The sequence below is a fragment of the Rodentibacter trehalosifermentans genome (genome assembly GCF_002000545.1).
Taxonomy (GTDB): Bacteria; Pseudomonadota; Gammaproteobacteria; order Enterobacterales; family Pasteurellaceae; genus Rodentibacter; species Rodentibacter trehalosifermentans.
In genome coordinates, this window is the sequence record NZ_MLHL01000054.1 from 1 (window position 1) to 3928 (window position 3928).

Annotated in this window: 4 protein-coding genes and 1 pseudogene; 2 read left to right on the top strand and 3 right to left on the bottom strand. The window is 41.6% G+C overall.

From position 1 onward, the window contains the following. A partial coding sequence (locus BKK52_RS09360) for a hypothetical protein (protein WP_208606155.1) occupies nt 1–1302 on the top strand: 1302 nt, incomplete at its 5' end. Between the two features lie 347 nt (nt 1303–1649). On the opposite strand, the gene BKK52_RS09365 is transcribed toward BKK52_RS09360, so the two are convergent. The 3 genes and pseudogenes from BKK52_RS09365 to BKK52_RS13895 all read right to left on the bottom strand — a co-directional run. Further along, nucleotides 1650–2792 carry an aldo/keto reductase gene (locus tag BKK52_RS09365; RefSeq protein WP_077473742.1) on the bottom strand — a complete coding sequence of 381 codons (1143 nt, stop codon included), beginning with the start codon at nt 2790–2792 and terminating at the stop codon, nt 1650–1652. 3 nt (nt 2793–2795) lie between these two features. Next, nucleotides 2796–3041, bottom strand: a complete 246-nt coding sequence (locus tag BKK52_RS09370; RefSeq protein ID WP_194186315.1) for a cupin domain-containing protein — start codon at nt 3039–3041, stop codon at nt 2796–2798. 76 nt (nt 3042–3117) lie between these two features. Then, nucleotides 3118–3717: pseudogene (locus tag BKK52_RS13895) on the bottom strand (alpha/beta hydrolase); the annotation flags it as partial. Between the two features lie 30 nt (nt 3718–3747). Here BKK52_RS13895 and BKK52_RS09380 point away from each other — a divergent pair. Continuing rightward, on the top strand, nt 3748–3928 hold a 181-nt coding region (locus tag BKK52_RS09380), incomplete at its 3' end, for a DUF6803 family protein (protein WP_208606156.1).

A 3928-nucleotide genomic window follows, 5' to 3' on the forward strand; every position in this document is an offset into this window, starting at 1 on the left:
GCTGTGGCGGGGGCTGTGACAGACGGTAGTGGAGAAGCAATAAAACAAGGGGCATTGGCATCTTACAATGCGGAGACGTTTAATCGACAGTTGCACCAAAATGAAAAGGAACGCATAAAAATGCTGGCTGAGGGCGATAAAGAAAAAGAACGCCGTTTAGAAATTGCAGCTTGTGCGTTGGTGCATTGTTCTGCCCAGATACCCTCAAATTCACCTGATTATGCGGAAGCTTATGAAAAAGCGAGAGCTTTAGAGCAATTGGGTAATACAGCGGAATATGCACAAGAAAGGGCATTATTAAAAAGCCAAACTGAAACATTATCCGATTCTTGGGGTGCGGGTATCAAAAAACAATTATTTGTCTATAACGAGAGTTATAAAGTACTCGATCAAGCCACAAGAATAGATAGCCAATATGGACTGACAACACGAGCTGGAGGTGTGGTTCAAGCCGTTGGTGGGGGAAGTACTGTTGCATTTGGTGTAGGGCTTTGTGAAACCGGCATCGGGTGTGCCGTAGGTGTTCCGGTTGCAGCCTATGGTGCAGATCATGCTTATACAGGAGCAACAGCGATAGTGAGTGGTAAGCCTCAATACACGATGGGGGGGCAGTTACTTAGTCAACTGACAGGATTGAATCCTGATGTAGCAAATTTGGCTTATGATTTGCCTAATTTGGCAGCAGGAGCTAAGCCACTATTGGGAGGGGCTGCGAAACTAGGGAATCAGGTTGTTTCGGAAGGAGCCAAAATAGCATCAGAAACAGGCTATGTCGCTAGAGAATTATCGAAAGATATTAAATCCGGTATATCCGTTGTGAATAATGCAGTAACGAAATCTTATATTAATGGACAATTAACCTATGAGAGTGCTATAGGAAAAGGTGTTAATGGTGTAAGGGAGTATATTCGTAATAGTGTAAAAACGATGGGAGAGCAAAAAAGAGAAGTTGTATTATCTAATGCTTTAGCAGCTGGCTCTGTAACATCTGGATTTGAATCTTATGAATATATTGTTGAGAAGAAACCAATGACATCTGAAAATTTATTGAAATCAACAACTAATATTAGTTCTTCATTCTCTATGGGGGGAGTAACAAGCGGAATGAAGTTTATTCCAGCAATTGCTCTGGGTGTTGCTGTTGATAGGGTTAATACTGGGAATTATGATGTTGAAAAATCAACAGGAAGTGCGGTTATTGGAGCGGGTGTAGATAGTATCTATGGAGATAGAACGGTTGTTTCTATATCACTTAGGAATGTAAATTATAAAATTCTTTTAAATCAATTAATTAAATATTAAGTTTCCCAGATTGAAGTATGAGTACGTAAAAATAAAGTATAAAAAGACTAAATTTCAGATTTTATTTTTACACAATGTACTTACTATAAAATACCAAACAGATAATATTTGTCCATAAATTCATTGAGTTGATTATGCCATTTTTACACTTATTGACTATAGCGTTTTGCCTAATCATCTGTCTGATTCCAGTTTTACCCTTTTCCCAATATCTTTCAATTTCGATAAATCTTCCACTAATCTTGCTACATATTCAAGAAAAAGTGCGATCGTTTTTCAAAGGATTTTATGAAAACGACCGCTGTAAGAAAGAATTTTTATTTACGACTTTTTCAGGTATCTGAAAACTATTTCGCTTCTGAAAAATTCAAAATTGCTTCAGGCAAACGCAAGCCGACAATTTCAATGGCTTCTAATTCTTGGCGGAATTGCGCCAATTCTTCTGCGGTAAATTTCACATCGTCTGCGCCTAAATTATCCAACAAATGACGGGCTTTGCTCGTCCCAGGAATTGGCGCGATAAACGCTTTCTGTGCCATTAGCCAGGCCAAAGAAAGCTGTGCAGGCGTACAAAGTTTGCGTTTTGCCCATTTTTGCACAAGCTGGATTAACTTCACATTTTGTTGCATCGCTTCGGGTGTAAAGCGTGGGATAATACCACGCAAATCTTTGCTTGGATCAGCCTCAAAACGGCTGTTCTCGTCCACATAACCAGCCAATGCTCCCATTGCCAGCGGCGACCAAGGCACAAACCCAATCCCTAATTCTTCACAAACGGGAATGACATCTTTTTCACGACCACGGAAAAACAACGAGTATTCGCTTTGTACGGCGGTTAAAGGCTGAATAGCGTGTGCCTTGCGAATGGTTTTCTCGCCTGCTTCCGACAAGCCCCAATTCAAAACTTTGCCTTGTTTCATTAAATCTTGAATAGCGCCAGCCACCTCTTCAATCGGCACATTGGGATCAACACGGTGTTGATAGAGTAAGTCAATACGGTCGGTTTGTAAGCGTTTTAACATACCGTCCACCACTTGTTTGATATGCTCAGGGTGACTGTTTAACCCACCTGTGCGTTTACCTGTTTGCTGATCAATGTCCCAACCGAATTTGGTGGCAAGAACAATTTGATCACGAAACGATTTAATGCCTTCGCCCATCACACGTTCACTTTCAAACGGTCCGTAGGCTTCGGCGGTGTCAAAGAAGGTTACACCGTGATCAAAGGCTTGACGCACCAATCGTACCGCCTGCTCACGACTTGGTTGCGGTACACCGTACATATTTTGTCCCAATCCTTGACAACCTAAACCCAACGAAGAAACCGTTAAATTCCCCAGTTTACGCTGACTTGGGATTTTATCTTGAGAAGAGACCTTATTTGATTTTGCGGTATTGGCAACGGCAGATACCGCCGTTCCGCCTAAACTCAACGCTAATACGGTTAAACCGCCCGTTTTTAATAAATCACGTTTAGATTGATTAACCATTTTTTACTCCTGTCCAAAAAGAATATGGCTATGCCAATCGGTAATGGTGCCGGCTTGAAACTCTACAATCGCCGAACCGTCCGGGCTGTTCGGAATTTCAGGCAGTCTGGTAAAACGAGCATCCCCCGAAAAATGATCGCTCGGTGCAGCCGTCCATTGATGTTGCGTATAAGGCGTAATGATTTGTTCCGCCAAAGCAGACGAAGTAGTGAAAGCAAGTGCGGTGGAAAAAAGGACAGTTTTTTTCATAAGATCTTCTTCTCAATTTAGCCCCAGAGGGGCTAGGATTAAAGAACCTAGCACAGCTCGTGCTAGGTAAAGCGGGTTACAGATTTTTACCAAAGAACCCTGTCAATTTTTCGCTGATTTGTTTTACATATTCAGGTTTCCAGTAGGTTTCGATATGGCTTGCTCCGTCAATTAAAACCAACTCTTTATTTTTTGTGCCTGTGGCTTTGGCAAAGGCTTGTTCCGTCATATAACGGGTGTCTGCGGCTGAACCTGCAATCATCAACAACGGTTGATCAATCAATTCTGCTTGGTTGGTTGCATCCCACGTCATTAAATCCAATAGGCTGCTGGTGGTGTAGCGTGGTGTTGAATTTGGGTGGAAATGGGTTTTTCCGTAATATTCAAATCCTTCACGATACAATCCAGCCGGCATTTGAGCGATTTGTTCATCAGTAATTTTGGTTAAATCCGTATTGGCACTATATTGCACATCGCCTTTGCTTTCTAAAGTACGCGCTTCAGCCACTTGTTTTAAACGCTCTTGAATAGTCGCCACCGCACTGTCATTCATACCATTACTGCGCACCAAATCTGTATTAAATAAGCTCACTGTGGCTACGCTCTTAATGCGTTTGTCGCTTTGTGCCGTTGCAAAGGTGTAGCCACCGCCACCACAAATTCCCAATGCACCGATAGACAATTAATCAAACTTAGGAGTAAAAAAATGATTATGACACATTATATGGAGCTATTAGCTGCCTCGCCTTGGAACCTTATTTTATTTATGGTCATTCCAATGATTATTGGAGAATTGCTTGTTGCAACGGAATTTTTTGCCTTATTCTATAAAGACAACACTAATAATCATTGGAAACATTGGAATAAAATTTTAGGGGCTGACGTAG